The 22,664-nt window shown below is 62.3% G+C and carries 21 protein-coding genes and 1 pseudogene; 19 read left to right on the top strand and 3 right to left on the bottom strand.

The annotated features are described in order from the left end of the window. Positions 1–14 precede the first annotated feature (14 nt). Together ABI660_RS13685 and ABI660_RS13680 are read right to left on the bottom strand one after the other, a co-directional pair. Positions 15–902: an SMP-30/gluconolactonase/LRE family protein gene (locus ABI660_RS13685; protein WP_348068911.1), complete on the bottom strand. Its 888-nt coding sequence runs from the start codon at positions 900–902 to the stop codon at positions 15–17. A gap of 10 nt (positions 903–912) precedes the next feature. Further along, positions 913–1,722 (bottom strand): NAD(P)-dependent oxidoreductase, encoded by an 810-nt coding sequence (locus ABI660_RS13680; protein WP_348068887.1) that lies wholly within the window; start codon positions 1,720–1,722, stop codon positions 913–915. A gap of 186 nt (positions 1,723–1,908) precedes the next feature. Here ABI660_RS13680 and ABI660_RS13675 point away from each other — a divergent pair, with 186 nt between their 5' ends. The 4 genes from ABI660_RS13675 to ABI660_RS13660 all read left to right on the top strand — a co-directional run bounded on the left by ABI660_RS13675 (position 1,909) and on the right by ABI660_RS13660 (position 6,233). After that, positions 1,909–2,676, top strand: coding sequence for a FadR/GntR family transcriptional regulator (locus tag ABI660_RS13675; RefSeq protein WP_348068885.1), 768 nt, complete (start codon positions 1,909–1,911; stop codon positions 2,674–2,676). 134 nt (positions 2,677–2,810) lie between these two features. Continuing rightward, positions 2,811–4,172 (top strand): glucarate dehydratase, encoded by a 1,362-nt coding sequence (gene gudD / locus ABI660_RS13670; protein WP_348068883.1) that lies wholly within the window; start codon positions 2,811–2,813, stop codon positions 4,170–4,172. A 44-nt stretch (positions 4,173–4,216) separates the two neighbouring features. Next, positions 4,217–5,203: a tripartite tricarboxylate transporter substrate binding protein gene (locus ABI660_RS13665; RefSeq protein ID WP_348068881.1), complete on the top strand. Its 987-nt coding sequence runs from the start codon at positions 4,217–4,219 to the stop codon at positions 5,201–5,203. Continuing rightward, a complete protein-coding gene (locus ABI660_RS13660; RefSeq protein WP_348068879.1) occupies positions 5,196–6,233 on the top strand; it encodes a Gfo/Idh/MocA family oxidoreductase in 1,038 nt (345 codons plus the stop codon). The genes ABI660_RS13665 and ABI660_RS13660 overlap by 8 nt, the downstream gene beginning before the upstream one ends. A gap of 254 nt (positions 6,234–6,487) precedes the next feature. Here ABI660_RS13660 and ABI660_RS13655 read toward each other — a convergent pair whose 3' ends face one another. Continuing rightward, on the bottom strand, positions 6,488–7,357 hold the full coding sequence (locus tag ABI660_RS13655) for an amidohydrolase family protein (RefSeq protein ID WP_348068877.1): 870 nt from the start codon (positions 7,355–7,357) through the stop codon (positions 6,488–6,490). 121 nt (positions 7,358–7,478) lie between these two features. On the opposite strand from ABI660_RS13655, the gene ABI660_RS13650 reads away from it, so the two are divergent. From ABI660_RS13650 to ABI660_RS13580, 15 genes and pseudogenes are all read left to right on the top strand, one after another. Further along, entirely contained in the window at positions 7,479–8,273 is a 795-nt protein-coding gene (locus ABI660_RS13650; RefSeq protein WP_348068875.1) for a crotonase/enoyl-CoA hydratase family protein, read from the top strand. 25 nt (positions 8,274–8,298) lie between these two features. Next, a complete protein-coding gene (locus ABI660_RS13645) occupies positions 8,299–10,200 on the top strand; it encodes a feruloyl-CoA synthase (RefSeq protein WP_348068873.1) in 1,902 nt (633 codons plus the stop codon). Then, positions 10,197–10,298 (top strand): annotated as a pseudogene (locus tag ABI660_RS13640) (SDR family NAD(P)-dependent oxidoreductase); the annotation flags it as partial. The gene ABI660_RS13645 and the pseudogene ABI660_RS13640, both read left to right, overlap by 4 nt. A gap of 84 nt (positions 10,299–10,382) precedes the next feature. After that, positions 10,383–11,477 (top strand): hypothetical protein, encoded by a 1,095-nt coding sequence (locus ABI660_RS13635; protein WP_348068871.1) that lies wholly within the window; start codon positions 10,383–10,385, stop codon positions 11,475–11,477. Positions 11,478–11,485: 8 nt separating this feature from the next. Continuing rightward, positions 11,486–11,782, top strand: a complete 297-nt coding sequence (locus tag ABI660_RS13630; protein ID WP_348068869.1) for a hypothetical protein — start codon at positions 11,486–11,488, stop codon at positions 11,780–11,782. Further along, positions 11,779–12,543 (top strand): SDR family NAD(P)-dependent oxidoreductase, encoded by a 765-nt coding sequence (locus tag ABI660_RS13625; protein WP_348068867.1) that lies wholly within the window; start codon positions 11,779–11,781, stop codon positions 12,541–12,543. The genes ABI660_RS13630 and ABI660_RS13625 overlap by 4 nt, the downstream gene beginning before the upstream one ends. Before the next feature lie 95 nt (positions 12,544–12,638). Further along, complete coding sequence (locus ABI660_RS13620; protein ID WP_348068865.1) at positions 12,639–13,775, top strand: ABC transporter substrate-binding protein; 1,137 nt, start codon at positions 12,639–12,641, stop codon at positions 13,773–13,775. An 87-nt stretch (positions 13,776–13,862) separates the two neighbouring features. After that, positions 13,863–14,903: a branched-chain amino acid ABC transporter permease gene (locus ABI660_RS13615; protein ID WP_348068863.1), complete on the top strand. Its 1,041-nt coding sequence runs from the start codon at positions 13,863–13,865 to the stop codon at positions 14,901–14,903. Between the two features lies 1 nt (position 14,904). Beyond that, positions 14,905–16,671, top strand: a complete 1,767-nt coding sequence (locus ABI660_RS13610; RefSeq protein WP_348068861.1) for a branched-chain amino acid ABC transporter ATP-binding protein/permease — start codon at positions 14,905–14,907, stop codon at positions 16,669–16,671. A gap of 5 nt (positions 16,672–16,676) precedes the next feature. Then, positions 16,677–17,411 carry an ABC transporter ATP-binding protein gene (locus tag ABI660_RS13605; RefSeq protein ID WP_348068859.1) on the top strand — a complete coding sequence of 245 codons (735 nt, stop codon included), beginning with the start codon at positions 16,677–16,679 and terminating at the stop codon, positions 17,409–17,411. Positions 17,412–17,467: 56 nt separating this feature from the next. After that, entirely contained in the window at positions 17,468–17,950 is a 483-nt protein-coding gene (locus ABI660_RS13600; protein ID WP_348068857.1) for a MarR family transcriptional regulator, read from the top strand. A gap of 318 nt (positions 17,951–18,268) precedes the next feature. Continuing rightward, positions 18,269–18,592, top strand: a complete 324-nt coding sequence (locus ABI660_RS13595) for a winged helix-turn-helix transcriptional regulator (RefSeq protein ID WP_348068855.1) — start codon at positions 18,269–18,271, stop codon at positions 18,590–18,592. Positions 18,593–18,857: 265 nt separating this feature from the next. Beyond that, the gene (grpE, locus tag ABI660_RS13590; RefSeq protein ID WP_348068853.1) at positions 18,858–19,430 is read left to right on the top strand and encodes a nucleotide exchange factor GrpE; all 573 of its coding nucleotides are present in this window, start codon (positions 18,858–18,860) and stop codon (positions 19,428–19,430) included. A 135-nt stretch (positions 19,431–19,565) separates the two neighbouring features. Beyond that, positions 19,566–21,503 carry a molecular chaperone DnaK gene (gene dnaK / locus ABI660_RS13585; RefSeq protein ID WP_348068851.1) on the top strand — a complete coding sequence of 646 codons (1,938 nt, stop codon included), beginning with the start codon at positions 19,566–19,568 and terminating at the stop codon, positions 21,501–21,503. 274 nt (positions 21,504–21,777) lie between these two features. Then, positions 21,778–22,664, top strand: an 887-nt coding sequence (locus ABI660_RS13580) for a molecular chaperone DnaJ (protein ID WP_348068849.1), incomplete at its 3' end; no start/stop codon positions are given.

The following is a 22,664-nucleotide window of genomic DNA, read 5'->3' as shown; positions in this document are numbered from 1 at the left end:
GTTTATAAAAATAACTAGCGGGAAAACTGTGGCTCGGGCAGCCCGCGCACGCCGGGGCGCAACGCAAACACACCGCCGGCCAGCGGTTGATCAGACAGGTCGATTCCCTCGGGGCGAATCGATGTCACGAACAGGGTGTCAAGCCCGGCGCCACCAAAGGCGCACATGGCAGGTTTTTTGACAGGCACGGCGAGCGAGCGGTCCAGCGTGCCTGCGGGCGTGAAGCGATGCACCAGCCCGGCGTCGTTGCCGCAGATCCAGTAGCAGCCGTCTTCATCGACGGCGGCGCCGTCAGGCCGGCCCGGCAGGGGTTTCATGTCGACAAAAACACGGCGATTTGCCGGCGTGCCGGTGGCGGTGTCGTAATCAAAGGCCCAGATCAGTTGCACCGAGGGATGGGAATCCGACAGGTACATGGTGTGGCCATCGGGGCTGAAGCCGAGGCCGTTAGGAGTGATGAAACCGTCCAGCATTTTTTTCAAGCCATCCTCTTTGCCGTAACGGTACATGGCCCCGGCGGGTGAGGCCAGGCCCATGTTCATGACCATGGTGCCGGCCCAGAAGCGCCCCTGCCTGTCGCAGCGGCCATCATTGAAGCGCATGCCGGGCTGCGCGTGCGTGACTTTCTCCAGCAGGCGGCTGTGCAACTGGCCATCGGCCTGGGTCTGCAGTTCAAAGAGGCCGGTTTCCATGCCGGCCACCCAATGTCCGGGCGCACGGCCCGGTGCAATACAGGCGAGCATTTCAGGGGCAAGCCAGCTGGTGGTCTCGCTCGTGGCGGCCTGCCAGCGGCAAAGTTTGCGGGCCGGAATATCCACCCAATAAAGCGCCTGTTCGCCCGCATGCCACACCGGGCTTTCACCCGTGGCGTGGCGGCCGTCGACAAGCAATTCGGCTTCCATACGCATCACATCAATCGGCAAAGGGGCCGGCCTTGACGAAGCCGCCGCCCTGGAACTGCACCACCGGGTCACTGAGGTCGGGCGCCGGTGTGCGGGCGTACACCGCTTCGCGAAAAATGTCCGAGCTGTCTTTGGGCACGTAGCCAATGTGGCGGGCGCGGCGGTTGTCCCACCAGGTGACGGCGTTGTCGGACATCCCGAACACAATGCTGTGCCCCAGCACAGGTGTCGTCAAGCAGGCAGTGATCAGGCGATGCAGGTCATCAAAACTGAGCCAGGTAGCCAGCATGCGGCGGTCTTTCGGCTCAGGGAAGGAGGAGCCGATGCGCACACAGGCGGTCTCAATGCCATAGCGGTCGAAGTAAAAGCGCGACAGGTCTTCGCCGAAAGCCTTGCTGACGCCATACAGGCCGTCGGGACGCGGCGGCGCATCAGCGGTGATGGTTTCGCTCTGGCGATAAAAACCGGTGACATGGTTGGAACTGGCAAACACCACCCGCTTGACGCCGTGGTTGCGGGCGGCTTCATACAGGTTGTACAGGCCCAGGATATTGGCCTGGAGAATGGGGCCGAAGGGCCCTTCGACGGAGACGCCACCCAAGTGAACAATGGCCTGGACGCCTTGAACCATGGCATCAACCGCGGCCGCATCGGCCAGATCCGCCAGCATGAGCTCTTCGCCTTCGCCGGCCAGGCCGAAGTCCACACGATCCGACAGGCGCAGCACCGCGCAATTGGCTTTGAGTCGGCTGCGCAATGCCTGGCCCAGGCCGCCGGCGGCGCCGGTCAAAAGCAGTTTTTCGTGAACCCGGATGGTCATGCTTGTCTCTGGTTGAAAATGGAAGCCTGCAAACGCTGGACTTTTGCTTCAGGTTTGCTACAGTAGCTTGAACTCAATAAGATATCAGTTATATGTTGTCTGATGACCAAGAATTTTAATGAGGCACTGCCCACTGTCAAGCATTTTCTGGCTGGATCAAGGCAAACCCCTAGCGAGCAAACCCCGATGGAAACCAATTTGACGGCCCCTCCTCCTGTTGACGAAACTCCGCGTGTGCGCCGGCCTCGCGGCCTGGTCACGGAAATCGTTGAAAGCCTGGCAGCCAGCATCCGCGAAGGGCAGCTGCAGCCGGGCGACAAGCTGCCGACCGAGGCCGAAATCATGGTCCGCTTCGACGTAAGCCGAACGGTGGTGCGCGAATCCATTTCCAAATTGCAGGCCTCCGGCCTGGTGGAGACGCGGCACGGCATTGGCACTTTTGTGATCCAGAACCGGGACGCCGGAAACTTCAAGATTGCTGCCGTCGACTTCGCCACCGTGGCTGATGTCATTTCGGTGCTGGAGCTGCGCATCAGCCTGGAAACCGAGGCCGCCGGGCTGGCGGCCCAGAGGCGAAACACAGCAAATCTGGAAGCGATGGCCAATGCGCTGCGAGCGTTCCAGGACTCCATCCACGCGGACTCGGACGCAGTGCCGTCCGACTTCCAGTTTCACATGGAAGTGGCGCGCGCCACCGGCAACCGGCACTTTGAAGACCTCATGACCTACCTGGGCACCATGATCATTCCGCGTACCCGCGTGAACACCCCGCAAAGCGCACCCGAAGGCCGGCTGAGTTACCTGCGGCGCGTCAATGGCGAGCACGAAAGTATTTACAACGCGATTCGCAGTCAGGATGCGGAAGCGGCCCGGGCAGCCATGCGCACCCACCTGTCGAACAGCCGGGAGCGGCTGCGCCGGGGCCAGACCGGCGAGCCTGAAGCAAATTTCTGATTCCGCTTCAGCCTGAATCCCGGGCTTGCCTTGAATGCAAGCAGCAACTCAGGGAATTCCCCAAGGAAAAACACTTTTCCATGTTGTACGATGACTGATCTTTAACCGTGAAGTTACCGCTTCCTGCTTTTTTCATGCCTGACGCCTCACCCCCTTCTCCGGCAGCTTCGCAAACGCCGCGCATCACACGTCTCCAGGTCATTCCAGTGGCCGGCCATGACAGCATGCTGCTCAACCTGAGCGGCGCGCACGGCCCTTTCTTCACCCGCAACCTCCTGCTACTGACCGACAGCTCCGGCCGCACGGGTGTCGGCGAGGTGCCCGGCGGTGAAAAAATCCGCGGCACGCTGGAGGATGCGCGTGAACTGGTGGTGGGCCAGTCCCTCGGCAACTGGAACCAGATATTGCATACCCTGCGCACGCGGTTTGCCGAACGCGACAGTGGCGGCCGGGGCAACCAGACTTTCGATCTTCGCGTCACCATTCATGCCGTGACCGCGGTTGAAAGTGCCCTGCTCGATTTGCTGGGCCAGTTCCTCGGTGTGCCGGTGGCGGCCCTGCTTGGCGAAGGCCAGCAGCGCGAGTCGGTTGCAATGCTCGGCTACCTGTTTTATGTTGCCGACCGAAAGCAGACCGGTCTGCCCTATCAGAGCGAACCCGATGCCGCCGACGACTGGCTGCGCCTGCGCCACGAGCGAGCCATGGACGCCAGGGCCGTGGTCCGGCTGGCCGAAGCGGCGCACCAGCGCTATGGCTTCAAGGATTTCAAGCTCAAGGGCGGCGTGCTGAGCGGCGAGGAAGAAATCGAAGCCATCATGGCTTTGTCGGAGCGCTTCCCCGAAGCACGCATCACACTGGACCCGAACGGCGGCTGGCTGCTCAAGGACGCGGTGCGGCTGTGCCGTGACCGCCACCGGGAACTGGCCTATGCCGAAGACCCCTGCGGTGCCGAAGGTGTTTTCTCCGGGCGCGAGGTGATGGCGGAGTTTCGCCGCGCGACCGGCCTGATGACGGCCACCAACATGGTGGCCACCGACTGGCGGGAACTGGCGCACACCATCCAACTTCAGTCGGTGGACATTCCGCTGGCCGACCCGCACTTCTGGACCATGCAGGGTTCGGTGCGCGTGGCGCAGCTGTGCCAGACCTGGGGCTTGACCTGGGGCTCCCACTCGAACAACCATTTCGACGTGTCGCTGGCGATGTTCACGCACGTGGCGGCAGCGGCACCCGGCAAGGTCACCGCCATCGACACGCACTGGATCTGGCAGGACGGTCAGCGCCTGACGAAAAAACCGCTACAGATCATCGACGGCAGCGTGGCCGTTCCGACAACGCCCGGGCTGGGCGTGGAGCTGGACATGGCCGAAGTGGAAAAAGCGCACCAGCTTTACCGCCAGCATGGCCTGGGCGCGCGCGACGACGCGGTGGCCATGCAATACCTGATTCCCAACTGGAAGTTCAACCCCAAGATGCCCTGCATGGTCCGGGCCTGACGTTTATTTCCACACGCTCACCACCACAAAGAAGGAGACAAATGATGAAACGCCGCATATTGCTTCAAGCCGCCCTGGCTTCGACCGCCCTCTCATCCGTGCTCGGCACCAGCCTGGCATGGGCACAGGACAAATGGCCGTCCAAGCCCATCAATTACGTTGTGCCTTTCCCGGCCGGCGGGACCACCGACATTCTTGGCCGGCTGATCGGCCAGAAACTCGGCCCCGCGCTGGGTACCACCATCGTGATTGAAAACCGGGGCGGGGCCGGCGGCAGTGTCGGCTCGGAAATCGCTTCTCGCGCGCCGGCTGACGGCTACACCATGCTGGGCGGCACCATCAGCTCACACGCCATCAATGTGAGCCTGTACCCCAAGCTTGGCTACGACCCGATCAAGTCTTTTTCCCCCGTGGTGCTGATTGGCTCGAACCCGGTGGTGCTGATCGTCAAGGCGGACAGCCCCTACAAGACATTGCAGGACGTGCTGGCTGCGGCAAAAGCAAAACCAGGAACCATTTCCTCGGCCTCAGCCGGCAACGGCACCTCGCAGCACATGACGCTCGAGCTGCTGGGCTTCAAGACGGGCACACAGTTCGTCCACGTGCCCTACAAAGGCAGCGGCCCGGCCATCCAGGACGTGATTGGCGGCCAGGTTGACATGATGTTTGACACCACCGTGGTGGCCGGCCCGCACATCCAGAGCGGCAAGGTGCGCGCCATCGCCGTGAGCTCGGCCAAACGCCTGGAATCCCTGCCGAATGTGCCGACGATTGCGGAGTCAGGGGTGCCTGACTTCGAAGTGGTGTCCTGGCAAGGCATTTTTGTGCCCGCCGGCGTGCCCAAGCCCATCATTGACCGGCTGCATACAGAGATCATGACGATCCTGCAGACCACCGAAATGCAGGACCGCCTCAAAAGCCTGGGCATGCAGCCTTCCAGCAGGACCCCGGAACAGGTGGCGGCTTTCCAGAAAGCGGAAGTCGAGAAATGGGCACAAGTCATCAAGGCGGCCGGCATCAAGCTTGAGTAAGAGCAGCCCGCCCCGAATGCGTGTGGGTGTGGTGGGCGCGGGCCAGGCCTGCGCACCCCACTTTCAAAGCCTGCATGACCTGCGGGACGAACTGGAACTGGCCTGGGTGATTGGCCGGAGCCCTGAAAAACTCGCCGCACTCACCCTGCCTGCGCGTGCACGGACCAGCACACGCCTGGAAGACCTGCTGGAAGATGCGTCCGTTGAAGCGGTACTGGTATTGACGCCGCCCAACACGCACCTGGAGATCGTGCGACGCGTGGCAGGCGCCGGAAAACATGTGCTGGTGGAAAAACCGCTGGAGGTCAGCCTGGACAAGGCCCGCCAGATGGTGGAAATCTGCGAGCACAGCGGCATCAGGCTGGCCGTGATGCTGCAGCACAGGATGCGCGATGCCGCCCGCGCACTGGAGCAACTGGTACACAGCGGCGACATGGGCGAGCTGGTGGGCGCCTCCGCAAGCATTCGCTGGTGGCGTCCGCAAAGTTATTACGACGAACCGGGCCGCGGCACCATGGTGCGCGACGGCGGCGGCGTACTCATGACACAGGCTATCCATACGCTGGATCCGCTGCTCTGCCTGACCGGCATGCCGGACCAGGTGAGCGCGATGGCGGGCACCAGCGCCATGCACCGCATGGAATGTGAAGACACCGTGGCCGCGGCGCTGCGCTACCCGAACGGGGCCATTGGGAGCATTGACGCTACCACCGCGGCTTACCCGGGCTTCCCCGAACGTATTGCGCTCCAGTTCACACGCGGCTCGGCTACGCTTGAAGCCGGGGAACTGCACGCAGAACTGGTGGACGGCAGGAAAATCCACGCTGGCCAGAAACAGGCTTCAGGGTCGGGTTCGAACATGATGGCGTTTGACCACCATGCCCATCGCGCCGTGCTACAGGACTTTGTGGCGGCCGTCCGCAGCGGCACGGAGCCCGCCGTCTCGGGGCGCTCTGCCCTGCAGGTGCACCGTTTGATTGCTGCACTGATCAAATCAGCGGGCAGTGGCGCGGTCTCAACCCTGGCTTAGGGGCCTGTTAATGCCATTTGTGCAAATGCGAACGGGGTGAAAACAGTGCCAATCAAGGCGCGCGACGACGCCCAGACTGGGCGTCTGGGCTAGGAGTGCAACGCAGAGTGGCGCTGTTTTCTCCCCATTCCCTCCGGGTTGCGATCAAAAAGGCCCTGTGCGGCGTTGCAAAGCCTTGTCGGGGTTCACCCCGCCTGCGTTTTGCGCCTTACCCAGAGCCTTTTTGACTCGCAACGCATCTTGCACAAATGGCGTTAACAGGCCCCTAACCCCAGTAGTCGCATCGCGTTGCCCTTGAGGATGCCGGGCATCACCTCGGGCTTGAAGCCGGCGTCTTCAAAATCTTTCATCCAGCGGTCCGGCGTGATCAGCGGGTAGTCGCTGCCGAACAGGATGCGGTCTTTCAGCAACGTGTTGGCGTACTGCACGAGCTGCTTGGGAAAATATTTGGGGCTCCAGCCGGACAGGTCAATCCAGACATTGGGTTTGTGGGTGGCCACGCTCAGGGCTTCGTCCTGCCACGGGAAACTGGGGTGGGCCATGACAATCTGCATGTCAGGGAAGTCGATCGCGACGTCGTCCAGGTGCATAGGATTGGAGTATTCGAGGCGCAAACCGCCTCCGCAACGCATGCCGCTGCCTATGCCGCTGTGACCGGTGTGAAAAATCGCAGGAAGCTTGTAGGCGTTGATGACTTCATAAATCGGCCAGGCCATCTTGTCGTAGGGGTGGTAGCCCTGCACCGTGGGGTGAAACTTGAAACCTTTGACGCCGTGTTCCTCGATCAGCCTGCGCGCTTCGCGGGCCCCCATTTTTCCCTTGTGCGGGTCGATGCTGGCAAAGGCCATCATCATGTCGCTGTTGTTCTTCGCCGCTTCGGCAATCTCCTCATTCGGAATGCGGCGGCGGCCGAGCTTGGACTCGCTGTCCACCGTGAACATGATCAGCCCGATCTTTCGCTCTCGGTAGTAAGCAATGGTTTCCTCGATGGTCGGGCGGCGGCTGTTCTTGAAATACTTGTCGGCGGCGCGGTCGTACTCCTCGCCATAGTTGTCAAAGGGGTTCCAGCAGCTCACTTCGGCGTGGGTGTGGATATCGATGGCGATGAGGTTTTTGTAGTCCATGCTGTCTCCTGTGGTTTTGATTCTCCGCCAGCCAAGGGTTAACACCGATGAAACAGGCCGGAAAATCAATTGAATTGGTTATCATTTATAACAATAATTCATCTACTTTGCAAATATGACCATGACCTACAAACCCTCTTCCACCGACATCCAGCTCGATATTCGGGGCGACCACCAGGAAGTCGCCGTGATCCGCCTAAGCCGCGGCGCGAAACGCAATGCGCTCAACGACGGACTGATTCTCGCGCTGCGCGACATTTTTGAGAACCTGCCGGAAACCGTCGGTGCGGCCGTGATCCATGGCGAAGGCGCGCACTTCTGTGCCGGCCTCGACCTGGGTGAGCTGCAGGAACGTGACGCAGGCCAGGGCATGCACCATTCCCGCATGTGGCATGCGGCCCTGGAGCGCGTGCAGTTCGGCCCCGTGCCGGTGATTGCCGCGCTGCACGGCGCCGTGGTCGGCGGCGGGCTTGAACTGGCCAGTGCCTGTCACATTCGCGTCGCCGACGAGTCCGCTTTTTATGCGTTGCCGGAAGGTTCACGCGGCATTTTTGTTGGTGGCGGCGGATCGGTGCGTATCCCCAAGCTGGTCGGCGTTGCGCGCATGACCGACATGATGCTGACCGGCCGGGTCTACAACGCCCAGGACGGCGAGCGGGCAGGCTTCGCGCAATACCTGGTGCCCGAAGGCCAGGCCTTTGACAAAGCCCTGGAGCTCGCCGTGCGTGTGGCGCAAAACGCGCCGCTGACGAACTACGCACTGATGCACGCCTTGCCACGGATTGCGGAGCAACCCGCCGACCAGGGCTACCTGACGGAAGCCCTGATGGCGGCGATTGCCCAAAGTGCGCCGGAAGCCAAGCAACGCGTCAAGGCATTCCTCGATGGCAAGGCCAACAAGGTCGCGAAGAGCTGACAACGCAACACACTCTGAAAAAGACATGAGCGAGACAACAACCTCCCCCCGGCCGACAACGGGCTACCGGCCGCTGACTTTCGGCGTGACACGTGTCGTGCTGAATGAAGGCAGCAACGGCGTGCAATACCTACAGGCTGACCAGGCCCTGGGTGAACACGCCCTGCGCATCACCGACCGGCTGGTTCACTGGGCGCAAACACGGCCGGAGCAGACTTTCATGGCACGGCGCGTCAAGCAGGCGGACGGCAGCCCGGGTGACTGGCGCCACATCACTTATGCCCAGGCGCTGGCCAGTGCCCGCAACATCGCGCAGGCGCTGCTGGACCGTGGCCTGAACGCCGAGCGACCGGTCGTCATCCTCAGCGAGAACGACCTGGAGCATGCGCTGCTGGCCCTGGGTTGCATCTACGCCGGCGTGCCCTTTTGCCCTGTATCGCCCGCCTACTCCATCGTGAGCCAGGACTACGACAAGCTTCGCCATGTACTGACCACGCTGACACCCGGCCTGGTGTTTGCGAGCGACGCCGCGCGTTATGCCAAGGCGATTGCCGCCACCGTCGGTGATGACGTCGAAATTGCTATTAATTCAGGAGCGTCCAACGCAATATTGACGCGGCCTGCAACCCCATTTGATCAATTTCTTGCCACAGAGGCCACAGCGGCGGCCGATGCCGCCATGCAGGCCACCGGGCCCGACACGATTGTCAAATTCCTGTTCACCTCGGGCTCGACCAAGCTGCCCAAGGCCGTGATCAACACGCAGCGCATGTGGTGCGCCAACCAGCAGCAGATGCGCCAGTCGATGCCGGTGCTGGCCGACGAGCCGACAGTGCTGGTCGACTGGCTGCCCTGGAACCATACGTTTGGCGGCAACCACAACTTCGGCATGACTGTCTACAACGGCGGCACGCTGTATATCGACGACGGCAAGCCGACACCCGCGCTGATGGAGGAAACGCTGCGCAACCTGCGCGAGATCGCGCCGACCGTGTATTTCAATGTGCCCACCGGTTTCGAGGCGATCGCCCACGCGATGAAAAGTGATGCGCAGCTGCGCAAAAACCTGCTGTCGCGCGTGAAGATGTTTTTTTATGCCGGTGCCGCACTGGCCCAGCCGGTCTGGGACAGCCTGCACCAGACGCAGGAAGCAGAAATTGGCGAACGCATTGTGATGGGCACCGGCCTGGGCATGACCGAATCCGGCCCCTTCGGCATTTTTGTCACCAGCCCCGACGTGAAAGCCGGCGACCTTGGCGTGCCAACGCCCGGCCTGGAACTCAAGCTGGTGCCTGTGGACGGCAAGATCGAAGTGCGTTACCGCGGCCCCAACATCACGCCTGGTTACTGGCGCGCGCCCGAAGCCACACAGGAGTCGCTGGACGACGAGGGCTTTTTCTGCACCGGTGATGCAGTGGCATGGATAGACAAAAGCGATATCCACAAGGGGCTGAAGTTCGACGGCCGCATCGCCGAAGACTTCAAGCTTGCCACCGGCACCTTTGTCAGCGTGGGGCCGCTGCGCGCCAAAATCATTGCCGCAGGTGCACCGTATGTGCTGGATGCGGTGCTCACCGGCATCAATCTCAAGGAAGTCGGTGCACTGATTTTCCCGACGACCGCCTGCCGCGCCCTCAGCGGACTTGGTGCCCAAGCCAGCCTGAAAGAGGTGCTGGAAAGCGCCCCGGTCCAGGCGCGTTTCCAGAAGCTGCTCGACGACCTGGCCGCAACAGCCACGGGCAGCGCCAGCCACATCGCGCGCGCGCATTTGCTGACCGATCCACCGTCCATCGACAAGGGTGAAGTGACGGACAAAGGCTCCATCAACCAGCGCGCGGTGCTCAAACACCGCGATGCTTTGGTCAACGCGCTGCATGACGATTCGCTGGATTTCATCATCAAGCCTCAGAAGGGAGCGAAGAAATGAATATCCAGGGACATGCGGCCATCGTGACCGGCGGCGCCTCCGGTCTTGGTAAAGCGACGGCGCGCGAGCTGGCGCGCCTCGGGGCGAAGATCGCCCTGCCGGAGGCCGCGGTAGCTGGTTAGGTTTTCAACACACTCTTTCACTCACACCTTGCCGGTTTTTACCGGCGCAAGGAGACAGACATGAGTAATCCAATAGTTGGCCGGCGCCCCTTCATCGCCCGCGCCGTCGGCGCGATTGCTGCGCTGCCGCTGGTGCAGGCCTGCACCGGTACCGCGCCGCGGCAGACAGCGCGCGGCGGCGGCTTCGAGTTCGGGATCGTCGGGGACATCCCGTATACGCGTGCGCAGGAGGCCGAGTATGCACGGGTCATGGACGACATCAACGCACGCGAACTGGCCTTCGTCGCCCACATCGGCGACTGCATGTTCGACCCACGCCCGTATGAGCGCGACCCCGCTCTTGCACGCATGCCGATGACGGACGAGAACTACGCTTACGTGCTGGGTACCTTCCAATCATGTCGCCATCCGATGGTGCTGACGCCGGGCGACAACGACTGGTCCGACGCCGTGTATTTCAAGAAGATCAAGGTCGACCCGCTGGAGCGCTTGCAGAAGCTGCGTGCCACTTTCTATCCGCGCGAAGGCACATTGGGTCAGCGCAGCATGGCGGTGCAGAGCCAGTCGCGCGACCCGGCACACGCACGCTTTGTCGAGAACCTGACCTGGAGTGTTCAAGGGCTGCGCTTCGCGACCCTGCACATCGTGGGCAGTGACGACAATGCCCAGACTTCCGCGGAAGAGCACCGGACGCGTCAGGCGGCGGCGATTGCCTGGATGCAACGGGCCTTCGCCACCGCCAAGGCCGAGACAAGCGCCGGGCTGGTGCTGATCTCGCACGCGAATCCCGACTTCGAGAACCGCTGGACGCGGTCGTACGCTTCGCGCTATGCACGCAGCGTGCGCGGCGCCGAAGCGCCGCAGGTACCGCCGGCCACACCCTATGACCCCTTCCTGGACGCGCTCATCGAACAAATGCAGAACTACCGGCTCCCGGTGCTGTACGTGCATGGCGACACGCACATCTACCGAACCGGGAAGCCACTGCTGAATCCGAAGACGCAGCGGTTCTTCGAGAACCTTACGCGGCTGGAGACTTTCGGCTGGCCGGACTCGGGCTGGGTGCGCGTGGCCGTCAACCCGACCAATCCGCAACTGTTCGAGATCCACCCGGAAATGCCGCGGGCAAACTCGGCGAATCACCAGGCTACCTAGTTTTCACTGTGTTTTTCATTACACCCATAGGAACGCTCAGCGGGCTGGGCCCGCAGGCAACGCTGAAAGAAGTGCTGGAAAGCGCTTCAGTCCCGGCACGCCTCCAGCACTTGCTCGACGGCCTGGCCGCGACAACCGCGGGCAGCGCCAGCCGCATGGCGCGCGCACATCTGCTGAGCGAACCGCCTTCCATCGACAAGGGCTCGATCAACCAGGGTGCCGTGCTCAAGCACCGCGACCCGCTGGTCAGCGCCCCGCACGGAGGCACCCTGTCCTTCACCATTCTTCCGAAAGCAAAAGCATGAATATCCAGGGACACGCAGCATTGGTCACGGGCGGCGCCTCGGGCCTGGGCGAAGCCGTCGCACGCGAACTGGCCCGCCTGGGCGCCAGGGTTGCCGTGCTCGACGTCAACATGGCACAAGCCGAGAAAGTCGCCGCGGAGATTGGCGGCATCGCCTGCCAATGCGATATCACCAGCACCGACAGCGTGGTGGCGGCACTCGCCGGGGCCACTGCGGCCCATGGCCCGGCGCGCATCCTGATGAACATTGCCGGAATCGGCACCGCCAAGCGCATTGTCGGCAGGGACGGCAATGCCGCGCCCCTGGAAGACTTTGCCAAAGTCATCCACGTGAATTTGATCGGGAGCTACAACATCAGCCGCCTGTTTGCGGCGGCCTGCACCAAGCTGGACCCGCTGGAAGACGGCGAGCGCGGCGTCATGATGTTCACGGCTTCGGTCGCAGCCTTTGATGGCCAGGTCGGCCAGCAGGCCTACAGCGCCTCCAAGGGCGGGTTGGTCGGCATGACGCTGCCGATGGCACGCGACCTGGCGCAATACGGCATCCGCGTCTGCACCATCGCGCCCGGCCTGTTCTCCACGCCGCTGATGAAGCAGCTGCCAGAGCCGGTGCAGCAATCGCTGGCCGCCTCGATTCCATTTCCTTCACGCCTGGGAAAACCCGAAGAGTTTGCCCAGCTGGCTTCGCATATCGTCACCAACAGCCACCTGAACGGTGAGGTGATCCGCCTGGACGGCGCGCTACGCATGGCGCCGCGCTGAAACAGGCACCCTGCGTTTCCCTGCCCCTTTGCCACACCTTGTGATCGCGTGATTTTAATTTTTTGACATTCCATTTTTACAACCGGAGACCTAGCATGACCTTTACCAAATCCCTTCTCGCCATCGCCCTGGCTGGTTCGGCGGCTAGTGCCGCCCTGGCCGATATCAACATCGGCATCAGCCTGCCGCTGACGGGCCCGACCTCGGCACTGGGCATCCCGATCAAGAATTCGATTGCCCTGTGGCCCACCAGCATTGGCGGTGAAAAGCTCAACGTCATCATTCTTGACGATGCCACCGACCCTACCAATGCCACCAAAAATGCCCGCCGCCTGGTCGCGGAAGACAAGGTAGACATCCTGCTCGGTTCTGCCGCCACGCCAACGGCCAACGCCGTGGCCGCAGTGGCCGCGGAAACCGGCACCATGCACCTGACCTTTGCCCCCATCGATGTGTCCACCACCAAGGCCCCCTGGTCCTACAACACGCCGCAGTCCACCCTGGTGATGTCCCACGCCATCGTGGCCCACATGAAAAAAACCGGCGTCAAGACAGTCGGCTTCCTTGGCTACGCTGACGCTTACGGCGAGCTGTTCCTGCGTGACATGAAGGTCAAGATGGCCGGAAGCGACATGAAGTTTGTGTCCGAAGAGCGTTTCGCCCGCACCGACACCAGCGTCACGGGCCAGGCCCTGAAAGTCACGGCCGGCAACCCCGACGCCATCCTGATCGTTGCCTCTGGCAGCGGTGCCGCCATGCCGCACAAGGCGCTGATCGAGCGCGGCTACAAAGGCAAGATCTACCAGACCCATGGCGCGGCCTCGCGTGACCTGATGCGCGTTGGCGGCAAAGACGTGGAAGGTGCGTTTGTGGTCGCCGGACCCGGCGTGGTGGCCGAGCAGTTACCAGCCAACCACCCCAGCAAGAAAGTGGCCATGACCCACGTGACGGCCTGGGAAAAGATTTATGGCCCGAACAGCCGCAATCCGTTTGCTGGCCATGCCTATGACGCTTCCGTGATCCTGCAGAAGATCATTCCCGTGGCACTGAAAACCGCCAAACCCGGTACCAAGGAATTCCGCGGCGCGCTGAAAGCGGCACTGGAAAACGCCGGCCCGATTCCGCTGTTCCACGGCACCGTGAACTACACCGCCACCAACCATGCGGGCTACACCGACGACACCGGCGTGATCATGAAGATCGTGGGCGGCGACTGGAAGCTGCAGCCCTGATCCTCCGGCACAGGCATTACGCCATCGGGCAGGCGGGCCACAACCCGTCCTGCCCTGGCCTTTCACAGATTCCCCGAAGGTTTATCAATGGATTTTTCAATTGCCAGCATCCTGCTGGTCGACGGCCTCACCAATGGCGCCATTTATGCGCTGCTGGGGCTGGCCACCGTCCTGGTGTTTGCTGTCACCCGGGTGATCTTTATTCCCCAAGGCGAGTTCGTGACCTATGGCGCGCTGACCCTCGCCATCCTGCAGACCGGCAAGGTACCGGGAACCATCTGGCTGTTGCTGCTGCTCGCCGGGCTGGCCGCGCTGGCTGAAGCCGGGCAGACCTGGAAGCGACACCGGCAGCCTGCAGGCGCGCTGCTGGCCGGGCTCAAAGTGCTGGTGGCGCCGGTCGTGGTGTCGCTGCTCACCCTCTGGGCCGCGCCCCAGCAGTTTTCATTGCTGGTTCAGGCCCTGCTGTCGGTCTGCATCGTCACCTGCTTCGGTCCGCTGGTCTATCGCCTGGCCTACCAGTCGCTGGCCGATGCCAGCTCGCTGGTCCTGCTGATCGTGTCGGTGGGTGTGCATTTTGCGCTGACCGGCCTGGGGCTGCTGTTCTTCGGCGCTGAAGGGTATCGCAACCCGCCGTTCTGGGATGAACGCTTCAGCCTGGGGGCGGTGAATCTCTCCGGCCAGGCTGTGATCATTGCGCTGGCCTCTACAGCACTGATTGTTTTGCTGTGGCTGTTTTTTGAACGCACCCTGTACGGCAAGGCACTGCGCGCGACAGCGGTGAACCGCCTGGGTGCGCGGCTCATGGGCATTTCGTCGCAAACCGCGGGCCAGCTGACCTTGGCCATGGCGGCGCTGATAGGTGCGCTCTCGGGCCTACTCATCGGCCCCACCACCACGGTGTTTTATGACTCCGGCTTTCTCATCGGCCTGAAGGGTTTTGTGGCCGCGGTCATCGGCGGCCTGGCCAGTTACCCCGGCGCCGCCGTGGGTTCACTGCTGGTCGGCATCATCGAGGCCTTTGGGTCCTTCTGGGCCAGTGCCTTCAAGGAAGTCATCGTTTTCACGCTGATTCTGCCCGTGCTGTTCTGGCGCTCGCTCAAGGGCGGGCATTCGGACGAGGAGCACTGACATGACCCTCCGCAAACTGGGGCCCTGGGCCCTGATCGCTGCGCTCGTGCTGGTCTGCATATTGCCCGTGCCCGAGTTCTGGATCACCCAGCTCAACTACATCGGCATCTCCAGCCTGACCGTGCTCGGCCTGATCCTGCTGACTGGCGTCGGCGGCCTGACTTCTTTTGGACAGGCGGCCTTTGTGGGCATAGGCGCTTACACCAGTGCTTACCTCACGGTGAACGCAGGGCTCTCCCCCTGGGTCACACTGCTCGTCGGCCTGGGCCTGACTGCGGCCTGCGCCGTGGTGCTGGGCTGGATCACGCTGCGCATGTCGGGCCACTACCTGCCGCTGGCCACGCTGGCCTGGGGCCTGTCGCTGTACTACACCATGGGCAACCTGGACGCTCTGGGAAAATACGATGGCATCCTGGGCGTCACCGGACTGTCGATTTTCGGCTGGGAGCTGGGCCAGGGGCGGGTCTACCTGCTGCTGACGTGGTCGCTGGTGCTGCTGGGCACCCTGTCCTTGATCCACCTGCTCGACTCGCGTGTGGGGCGCGCCATCCGTTCCCTCAAGACAGGCTCGCAAATGGCCGAGTCCATGGGCATAGACACCCTGCGCTTCAAGATCGGCATCTTCCTGATTGCCGCGCTCTTTGCGTCTGTTTCCGGATGGCTGTACGCGCACTTCCAGCGCTCGGTCAACCCTTCCCCTTTCGGCGTGCACGTGGGCATCGAGTACCTGTTCATGGCCGTGCTCGGCGGCGCGGGCCATGTGTGGGGGGCCATCACTGGCGTGGCCATCACCAAACTCATGGGGGACCAACTGCAGGTGCTGCTGCCCCGCCTCATCGGTACCAGCGGCAGCTACGAAATCATCGTGTTCGGCGTGTTGCTGGTGCTGACGCTCAAGTACGCACCTGACGGCATCTGGGCCTTTGTGGACCGCAAGCTGCCCAAGCCACCGCGCAAGGTGGACTGGCAGGACGCCGCTGCGCTGCCCCTGCGCACCAAGCCCGCCACCGGGGAAATCGTGCTGCAGGCTACCGACATCCGCAAGGAATTCGGCGGGCTGGTCGCGGTTAACGACATCAATTTCTCGGTCGCCTCGGGCCAGATCGTCGGGCTGATCGGGCCCAACGGCGCCGGCAAATCCACCACCTTCAACCTGATCACCGGCGTGTTGTCGCTGACGCGCGGCAGCGTGAGCTTCCGCGGCGAAACCATCAGCGGCCTGCCCTCGCGCGAGATCGCCAAGCGCGGTATTTCGCGTACCTTCCAGCACGTCAAGATGATTGCCGACATGACGGTGCTGGAGAACGTCGCGCTGGGCGCCCATCTGCGCGGCAGCAAAGGCGCTCCGTCGGCCATGCTGCGGCTGGACCGCGCGGAAGAGCAGCGCCTGCTGCGCGAAGCCGAGCAGCAGCTGCGCCGCGTCGGCATGGGCAGCCACCTGCATGAACTGGCGGGCAACCTGGCCATGGGCCAGCAGCGGCTGCTGGAAATTGCGCGCGCGCTGTGCAACGACCCGGCCCTGCTGCTGCTCGACGAACCTGCAGCCGGCCTGCGCTATCTGGAAAAGCAGGCGCTGATCGCCGTGTTGCGCCAGCTCAAGGCCGAAGGCATGAGCATCCTGCTGGTCGAACACGACATGGACCTCGTCATGCAGGTCACCGACCGCATTGTGGTCATGGAATTCGGCACCCGCCTGATCGAAGGCACGCCCGAGGAAATCCAGGCCAGCCCGGCGGTACGCGCCGCCTACCTCGGTACGGAACATTGATCAGCATGAGCACACCTCTTCTCACCGTCAAAAACCTCCACGCCGGCTACGGCAAGGCCGAGGTCCTGCGCGGCATCGACCTGCAGGCCGAAGCCGGCAGCATCATCACCGTCATCGGCCCCAACGGCGCGGGCAAGTCCACCCTGCTCAACGCCCTCATGGGCATCCTGCCGGCAACCGGCAGCATCGAATACGCGGGGCAGTCCATCATTGGCCTGCCGCTGGAAGAACGCGTCATGCTGGGTATTGCACTGGTGCCAGAAAAACGCGAGCTGTTCGGCAGCATGTCGGTGGAAGACAACCTGGTGCTCGGCGCCTTCCGCCAGGTGCGCTTGCGCAACAAGGCCTGGCGCGACCAGATGGAGGTGGTGTTCGACCTGTTTCCGCGCCTGAAGGAGCGCCGCGCCCAGGAAGCCGGCACGCTGTCGGGCGGTGAACGGCAAATGCTGGCCCTGGGTCGGGCCCTGATGTCCCGGCCGTCGCTGCTGATGCTTGACGAACCCAGCCTGGGCCTGGCGCCGCTCATCGTGCGGGAAATTTTTCGCACCATCGAGGCGCTGCGAAAAACCGGCGTCACCACCCTGCTGGTCGAGCAGAATGCACGCGCCGCACTGGAAGCGGCCGACCACGGCTACGTGCTGGAGATGGGCGAGATCGGCCTGAGCGGCCCGGCCGCCGACCTCGCGAAGGACCCGCGCGTGGTGGACACCTACCTGGGTGCAACCCGAAAAGCAGCCTGAGATCACATGGCCCTGCCACAGTCAACAATGATCATTGACGGAGCCCAAGGAGTCTCATGAGCGCCCGCGACCTTCCCAAACCTTCCCGCCCCGCAGCCACCACCGCCACGGTGGAGCAGGTCGATACAAGCTACCTCGAAGGACTGCTCGGTTACAACGCCCGCCGTGCGGCACTGGCAGTCATCGAAGTGTTCATGGTCCGAATGGCGCCCTTTGGCCTGCGACCAGTCGATTTTTCGGTGCTGTCGATGATCACCCACAACCCCGGCATCACTTCGCGCCAGCTCTGCACGGCCCTGGGCATCCTCCCGCCCAACCTGGTGGCCATGGTCAACACCCTGGAAAAACGCGAGCTGATAGCCCGCAAGCCGCATCCGCGCGACGGCCGCGCCGTGGGCCTGCACCTGACCGCCAGCGGCAAGAAGCTCATGCGCGAGGCCGAAAGCATGGCCGTGGGACTGGAGGCCGATGTCGCGTCCCGCCTGTCGGCCAGCGAGGCAAAAACCCTGATCCGGCTGTTGCAGAAGGTCTATCTCTGAGGCCGAAAATATCGAAACATGAAAGCGCGTCTTCGCCGCCATGGCGGTGTTGCAACCCCTGCGAAGGCGTACAGCCTTCGCTGCGGCTTGCGCCTTGCCCTGAGCGCAAAGCCATCACTTTCATCCTGTTTCGCTCCTTCCGGCCTGCAGTACCAGCCCATCCACCACAACTTTTCAGGCCTTTTTGGCTGTCAGGCTACATCCTGCGGGCGCGGGCAGCTATAAAACTAGTAGCAGCCGGAAATTTGCGCTATATTCCGCTTCAAGCGCGTGCTTACCGATTAACCGTGAAAAAAACGTGACCAGGAGATGCCACCCATGAGTGCCAAAGAAAATGCCGCCGTCGGACAACTGTTTGAACTGCTTGAATCGCGCTACGCGCTACGCGTACTGTGGGCACTCAAGGACGGCCATCCGCAGACTTTCCGGCTGCTGCAGGACAGCATTGGCAGCATCACGCCCAACACCCTGAATACCCGCATCAAGGAACTGCGCGCCGCCGGCCTGATGGGCCACGGCAATGACGGCTACATCGTCACCGCCCTCGGCAGCGACCTGCTCAAGCGCTTGAACGACGTGCAGGCCTTTGCCGCCAAGTGGTCCGCCAGCCAGACCAAGGTCAGCGCCATCAAGAAAAAATAAGGCGCTGCCACTCCCAAGAGACAGGCCCTGCGCCTGTCTTTTTATTGGGGGCGAGCGCTTCCGGTGCCGGGTTTTATGCATAAAATCGGCCTCCCGCCCTTTTTCTGCCTGCGCAGGCAGCTATTTATTTCATAGCATCCGGCCCTTGGGCCGGCCTGTTCTTGGGCGGCAACTGTCTAGCACCTGACGCCAATCCCTTGTCTTGAAAAGGGCTTTGTCGCCCCCAGCTAGCGCTCTTGTCCTTCTGAACAACCTGTCTCCGACCATGTCCGACAACAACCAATCCGAACAAAATCAAGAACTTACAGGCGCCCCCAGCCCGGAAGAGCTGGAAGCCGCCCAGGCCGCCAACGAGGCCGACGCGCTGGCAGCCGCCCAGGCCGACCTGGCCGCGCTGCAGGCTAAAAACGCCGAACTGGCCGACAACTTCCTGCGCGCCAGGGCCGAGTCTGAAAATGCCCGCCGCCGTGCCGACGATGAAATTGCCAAAGCGCGCAAGTTCGCCGTCGAAAGTTTTGCGGAAAGCCTGCTCCCCGTCACTGACAGCCTGGAAGCCGGGCTGCTGCAGCCGGACGCCACTGCCGCGCAGATTCGTGAAGGCACCGAGGCCACGCTCAAGCAGCTCAAGAGCGCGCTGGAACGCAACAAGGTGATCGAGATCAACCCCGCCACCGGCAGCAAGTTCGACCCGCACCAGCACCAGGCCATCAGCATGGTGCCGCTGCCGCCGGAGTCCACCCAGGAAGCCAACACCGTGGTCAGCGTGCTGCAAAAAGGCTACCTGATCGCCGATCGCGTGCTGCGCCCCGCGCTCGTCACGGTGGCCGCCCCGAAATAAGTTCGGCAATTGATGTAAGCGCACTTGAAACACGCAAAGTTATCCACAAGTCATCAACATGGCCTCAAGGCCAAGGGCTGAATCAGCAGCCACACCGCATTCAAACAACTTAACCAAGAAATCTAGGAGTGAATCATGGGCAGAATCATCGGCATCGATTTGGGCACCACCAACAGCTGCGTGGCTGTGATGGAGGGCAATGTTCCCCGCGTCATCGAAAACTCGGAAGGCGCACGCACCACCCCGTCGGTGGTGGCTTATCTCGAAAACGGTGAAGTGCTGGTCGGTGCCTCGGCCAAGCGCCAGGCCGTGACCAACCCGAAGAACACCCTGTACGCCGTCAAGCGCCTGATCGGCCGCAAGTTCACTGAAAAAGAAGTCCAGAAGGACATCGACCTGATGCCCTACAAGATCGTGGCAGCCGACAACGGCGACGCCTGGGTCGAGGTGCACGGCAAGAAAATGTCGCCGCAGCAGGTCAGCGCCGACATCCTGCGCAAGATGAAGAAAACCGCCGAAGACTACCTCGGCGAGCCGGTCACGGAAGCCGTGATCACCGTGCCTGCCTACTTCAATGACGCGCAACGCCAGGCCACGAAAGATGCGGGCCGGATTGCCGGCCTGGACGTCAAGCGCATCATCAACGAACCCACCGCCGCTGCGCTGGCCTTCGGCATGGACAAGCAGGAAAAAGGCGACCGCAAGATCTCGGTCTATGACCTTGGCGGCGGCACTTTCGACATCTCCATCATCGAGATTGCCGATGTCGACGGTGAAAAGCAGTTCGAGGTGCTCTCGACCAATGGCGACACCTTCCTGGGCGGCGAAGACTTCGACCAGCGCATCATCGACTTCATCATTGCCGAGTTCAAGAAAGAACAAGGCGTGGACCTGGGCAAGGACGTGCTGGCCCTGCAGCGCCTGAAGGAAGCCGCTGAAAAGGCCAAGATCGAGCTGTCGAGCAGCGCGCAGACCGATATCAACCTGCCCTACATCACGGCAGATGCTTCGGGCCCGAAACACCTGAACATCAAGATGACCCGCTCCAAGCTGGAGCAGCTGGTCGAAGAGCTGGTCGAGCGCACCATCACGCCCAGCCGCGTGGCCATGAAAGACGCCAGCGTCAGCGGAAACGACATCCATGACGTGATCCTGGTCGGCGGCCAGACCCGCATGCCCAAGGTACAGGACAAGGTCAAGGAATTCTTTGGCAAGGACCCGCGCAAGGATGTGAACCCCGATGAGGCCGTGGCTGTTGGCGCCGCGATCCAGGGCCAGGTCCTGTCGGGCGACCGCACCGACGTGCTGCTGCTCGACGTGACGCCGCTGTCCCTCGGCATCGAGACCATGGGCGGCGTGATGACCAAAATGATCAAGAAGAACACGACCATCCCGACCAAGTTTGCACAGACCTTCTCGACGGCCGAAGACAACCAGCCGGCCGTGACCATCAAGGTCTACCAGGGCGAGCGCGAGCTGGCCGTCGGCAACAAGGCCCTTGGCGAGTTCAACCTGGAAGGCATTCCACCGGCAGCCCGTGGCACGCCACAGATCGAGGTGTCTTTCGACATTGACGCCAACGGCATCTTGCACGTGGGCGCCAAAGACAAAGGCACCGGCAAGGAAAACAAGATCACCATCAAGGCCAACTCCGGTTTGTCTGAAGCCGAGATCCAGCAAATGGTCAAGGATGCTGAACTTCACGCCGAGGACGACAAGCAGCGCGTCGAGTTTGTGCAGGCCAAGAACAATGCTGAAGCCATGGTGCACAGCGTGAAAAAATCGCTGACCGAATACGGCGACAAGCTGGACGCCGGCGAGAAAGAAAAAATCGAGGCCGCCATCAAGGACATGGAAGAAGCGCTCAAGGGTGAAAGCAAGGACGCCATCGACGCGAAAAACGCCGCACTCATGGACGCAAGCCAGAAGCTCGGCGAAAAAATGTACGCCGACATGCAGGCTTCGCAGGCAGCGCAAGCGGGCGGTACAGCCGGCGGCGAAGAGGCGGTAGCCCAGCCGGCCGCGGACGACAATGTGGTGGACGCCGAAGTCAAGGAAGTCAAAAAGGGCTGATCCCCTGTTTGATGTCTGGTGCGGTGTTGCACGCTATCTGGAACATAAAAATGCGTCTTTTGCGCCATGGCTGCGTTGCAAATCCGCGCGATACCCGGGGTATCGCTGTGGTTTGCGCCTTGCCCTGATTCAAAATCCATCATTTTTATTTGTTCCATCAAGCATGCAACACTGCACTAGCCTCCGGGCAGCGAAGCGGAATCGGGGGCTTTCCCCGCATTCCGCTTTGCCGCATCCGGGGCACTGGAATCCCTCCCACTGAAACGCAATTCCCATGGCCATCAAAAAAGACTACTACGACACGCTGGGTGTTCCGAAAAATGCCAGCGACGAAGACATCAAGAAAGCCTATCGCAAGCTGGCGATGAAGCACCACCCCGACCGCAACCAGGGTGACGGCAAGGTGTCGGAGGAGAAATTCAAGGAAGCCAAAGAGGCCTACGAGATGCTGTCCGACGCGCAAAAGCGTGCAGCCTACGACCAGTACGGCCACGCCGGCGTGGACCCAAACCGCGGCGGTGGGCCGGGTGCGGAAGGCTTTGGCGGTTTTGCCGAAGCTTTCGGCGATATCTTCGGTGATGTGTTTGGTGCGCAGCAAGGCCGCGCCGGCCAGCGCGGCGGCCGCCAGGTCTACCGCGGCGGCGACCTCAGCTACGCCATGGAAGTCACGCTGGAAGAAGCGGCCACCGGCAAGGATGCGCAGATCCGCATCCCGAGCTGGGACAACTGCAACATCTGCCACGGCACCGGCGCCAAACCGGGCACCAAGGTTGTCACCTGCACCACCTGCCACGGCCATGGCGTGGTGCAGATGCGCCAGGGCTTTTTCAGCGTGCAACAGACCTGCCCACAGTGCAAGGGCACCGGCAAACTGATCCCCGAGCCCTGCGTCACCTGCCACGGCGTCGGCAAGACCAAGAACAACAAAACGCTGGAAGTCAAGATTCCCGCCGGCATTGACGATGGCATGCGCATCCGCTCTACAGGGAACGGAGAGCCGGGTACCAATGGCGGCCCACCAGGCGATCTGTACATCGAGATCCGGCTGAAAAAGCACGAAATCTTCGAACGCGACGGCGACGATCTGCACTGTGTGGTGCCCATCGGCATGGCGGCGGCGGCGCTGGGCGGCGAGATCGAGGTGCCGACGCTGGCCGGCAA

It is taken from the genome of Polaromonas sp., assembly GCF_039930745.1.
GTDB lineage: Bacteria > Pseudomonadota > Gammaproteobacteria > Burkholderiales > Burkholderiaceae_C > Polaromonas.
The sequence above is the reverse complement of the archived record's forward strand: the minus strand, read 5'-3'. Positions and strand labels throughout refer to the sequence as shown.